The sequence below is a fragment of the Streptomyces sp. NPDC102270 genome (assembly GCF_044766405.1).
Taxonomy (GTDB): domain Bacteria; phylum Actinomycetota; class Actinomycetes; order Streptomycetales; family Streptomycetaceae; genus Streptomyces.
The window spans coordinates 121,790-124,546 of record NZ_JBIWLX010000025.1 but is presented as its reverse complement, the minus strand read 5'-3'; the positions used below and the strand labels follow the sequence as shown (position 1 = coordinate 124,546).

Below are 2,757 nucleotides of genomic sequence, written 5' to 3'. Positions count from 1 at the left end.
ACCCGCTGGAACAGCTCCCACAACTCATCCGGCACCAGCCGTTCAACGATCGAAACCACGACCAGCAGCTTACCGAACCAAATGAGATGACTTCTTAGGGACGAGGGGCCTGCAACCACGGCAAGCCCGTCCCGCGGCTCACCCGGCGTCCGTCACCTTGGCGACGAAGGCGGCGAGGTTCGTCACCGTCCGCCGGATCTTCTCGTCCGGGGTGAGCGTCTCGTGCAGCCGCGCGCCGGCACCCACGGCCCTCTTCCCGCGCACATACAGGGAACAGGCCAGGTCGTCGCATATGTACGCCCCGACCGAGTTGCCCTGCTGCCCGGCCCTGCCCGCCTTCGGGGCGACCATCAGGGAGACGCCACCGGAGTGGGTGGTCAGGCACATCGAGCACATGCTGCGCCGCGCCTGCCGGTAGCCGGCGGCCGCGCCGCGCAGCGCGAGTCCCGTCGGACGGCCGTCCAGGACGGTCACCAGATAGGCGCGGTCGGGGGCCTGCGGATCGCGCCAGCCGAGGTAGTCCAGGTCTTCCCACGGTCGGTCGGCCAGGTCGCGCGGCACGGCCAGCCGCTTCGCCTCGCCCTTGGTGCAGTTCACGAAGGCGGCACGGATCTCTTTCTCGGTCAACGGTTCCATAAGTCCACGCTAGGTTGCCTAAAGGGTTTAGGCAAATGCATAATCGACTCTGGCAAACGAGAGGGCGGCTATGGCACGGGTAGGGCTGACCACGGAGCGGCTGGTCCGGGCGGGCGCGGAGCTGGCCGACGAGGTGGGCTTCGAGCAGGTGACCGTCTCGGAGCTCGCCCGGCGGTTCGACGTCAAGGTGGCGAGCCTGTACTCGCACGTGAAGAACTCGCAGGACCTCAAGACCCGGATCGCCCTGTGCGCCTTGGAGGAGCTGGCCGACCTCTCCGCCGACGCGGTGGCCGGACGGGCCGGCAAAGACGCCCTGACCGCCTTCGCGAACGTCTACCGCGACTACGCCCACGCCCACCCGGGCCGAGCCGCGGCGGCCCGGCTGAGGCTCGACCCGGAGACCGCGGCCGCCAGCGCGGGCGTACGGCACGCGCAGATGATGCGGGCCATCCTGCGCGGCTACGACCTGCCCGAACCCGAACAGACCCACGCCGTACGGCTGCTGGGCAGCACCTTCCACGGCTACGCGAGCCTGGAGGGGGCAGGCGGGTTCAGCCACAGCTCCCCCGACTCCGAGGAGTCCTGGACGCGGATCCTGGACGCCCTCGACACACTCCTGCGCAACTGGCCCACCCGCTGACCGACAGGCTGAGGACATGCCCGACTGGATCACCACCACCGTCACCGCCGAGCTCCTGCGCGGCGCCCTCGATGTGGAGCACACCGAGCACGGGGTGCTACCGCACCGGCTGCCGCCCCGGGCCCGCGCCCAGAACACCGACGACCAGCTGGCCATGGCCGAGTCCCAGCCCGCCGGCGTACGACTGGCCTTCCGCACCCGGGCCACCGCGGTGGAGCTGGACACCCTGCCGACCAAGCGGGCCTACGTCGGCGCCCCGCCCCGGCCGAACGGGGTGTACGACCTGGTCGTCGACGGCCGGCCCGCCGGTCAGGGCAGTGTGCTCGGCGGCAACGTCATCACCGTCGACATGACCGCGGGGACGTCCGAGGTCCGGCCCGGATCCCCCGGGACCGTCCGTTTCGACGGGCTGTCCGGCGAGGTCAAGGACGTCGAGATATGGCTGCCGCACAACGAGACCACCGAGCTGATCGCGCTGCGCACCGACGCACCCGTCGAGCCCGCGCCCCGGGGTGAGCGCCCGGTGTGGCTGCACCACGGCAGCTCCATCAGCCACGGCTCGGACGCGGCGAGCCCCACGGGCGTCTGGCCCGCGGTCGCCGCGACACTGGGCGGCGTGGAGCTGATCAACCTGGGCCTCGCCGGGAGCGCGCTCCTCGATCCGTTCACCGCGCGGGCCGTACGGGACACGGCCGCCGACCTGATCAGCGTCAAGATCGGTATCAACATCGTCAACCACGACGTGATGCGGCTGCGCGCCTTCGGTCCCGCGGTCCACGGCTTCCTCGACACGATCCGCGAGGGCCACCCGGACACGCCCCTGCTGGTCGTCTCGCCCATCCTGTGCCCGATCCACGAGGACACACCGGGGCCCTGCTTCCCGGACGTCGGCGAGCTCGGCGAGGGCCGGCTGCGGTTCAGGACACTGGGTGACCCGGCGGAACGCGCGAGCGGGAAGCTGACCCTTCAGGTGATCCGCGAGGAGTTGACCCGGATCGTGAAGCAGCGCGCCGCCGAGGACCCGAACCTGCACTACCTCGACGGGCGCGAGCTGTACGGCGAGAACGACTCGGCCGACCTGCCACTGCCGGACGACCTGCACCCGGACGCGGCGACGCACCGGCTGATGGGAGAACGGTTCGCGGGGCTGGTCTTCGGGGCCGACGGGGTGTTCGGCACGGACTGAGCAGCGTTCGCCGAATGCCCTTCGGCGGACGGGTCGGCAATGGGGGCCGGCGCCTGGGAAGGGCCGGGCCTCCCCACCGTCGGCGGCGCCTTCGGCGCCGAGCCCCGCCCCCGGGCCCGGCACGCGGGTCCGGCACGCGGGTCCGGCACGCGGTACCCGCACCCCGGTCCGACCCCGGTTTCGGTACGTGGGTCCGGCACCAGGGTCCAGCCCTCGGATCCCGGCCTGGGGCTCGCGGCACACGGCACCCCGGCCCGGCACACGGTTCAGACACCCGGGTCCAGCACGCGGTACC

Annotated in this window: 3 protein-coding genes; 2 read left to right on the top strand and 1 reads right to left on the bottom strand. The window is 71.7% G+C overall.

Annotated elements, in window-relative coordinates:
- Nucleotides 1-138 precede the first annotated feature (138 nt).
- Nucleotides 139-636: an FBP domain-containing protein gene (locus tag ACIRP7_RS40120; RefSeq protein WP_403670246.1), complete on the bottom strand. Its 498-nt coding sequence runs from the start codon at nucleotides 634-636 to the stop codon at nucleotides 139-141.
- Between the two features lie 70 nt (nucleotides 637-706).
- On the opposite strand from ACIRP7_RS40120, the gene ACIRP7_RS40115 reads away from it, so the two are divergent.
- Nucleotides 707-1,276, top strand: coding sequence for a TetR/AcrR family transcriptional regulator (locus ACIRP7_RS40115; protein ID WP_403670243.1), 570 nt, complete (start codon nucleotides 707-709; stop codon nucleotides 1,274-1,276).
- 16 nt (nucleotides 1,277-1,292) lie between these two features.
- Nucleotides 1,293-2,462, top strand: a complete 1,170-nt coding sequence (locus ACIRP7_RS40110; RefSeq protein WP_403670240.1) for a GDSL-type esterase/lipase family protein — start codon at nucleotides 1,293-1,295, stop codon at nucleotides 2,460-2,462.
- Nucleotides 2,463-2,757 lie beyond the last annotated feature (295 nt).

Excerpts from the sequence above, each read along its gene's own strand:
- ACIRP7_RS40110 (WP_403670240.1), top strand. The coding sequence starts at position 1,293 with ATGCCCGACTGGATCACCACCACCGTCACCGCCGAGCTCCTGCGCGGC.
- ACIRP7_RS40120 (WP_403670246.1), bottom strand. The coding sequence starts at position 636 with ATGGAACCGTTGACCGAGAAAGAGATCCGTGCCGCCTTCGTGAACTGC.
- ACIRP7_RS40115 (WP_403670243.1), top strand. The coding sequence starts at position 707 with ATGGCACGGGTAGGGCTGACCACGGAGCGGCTGGTCCGGGCGGGCGCG.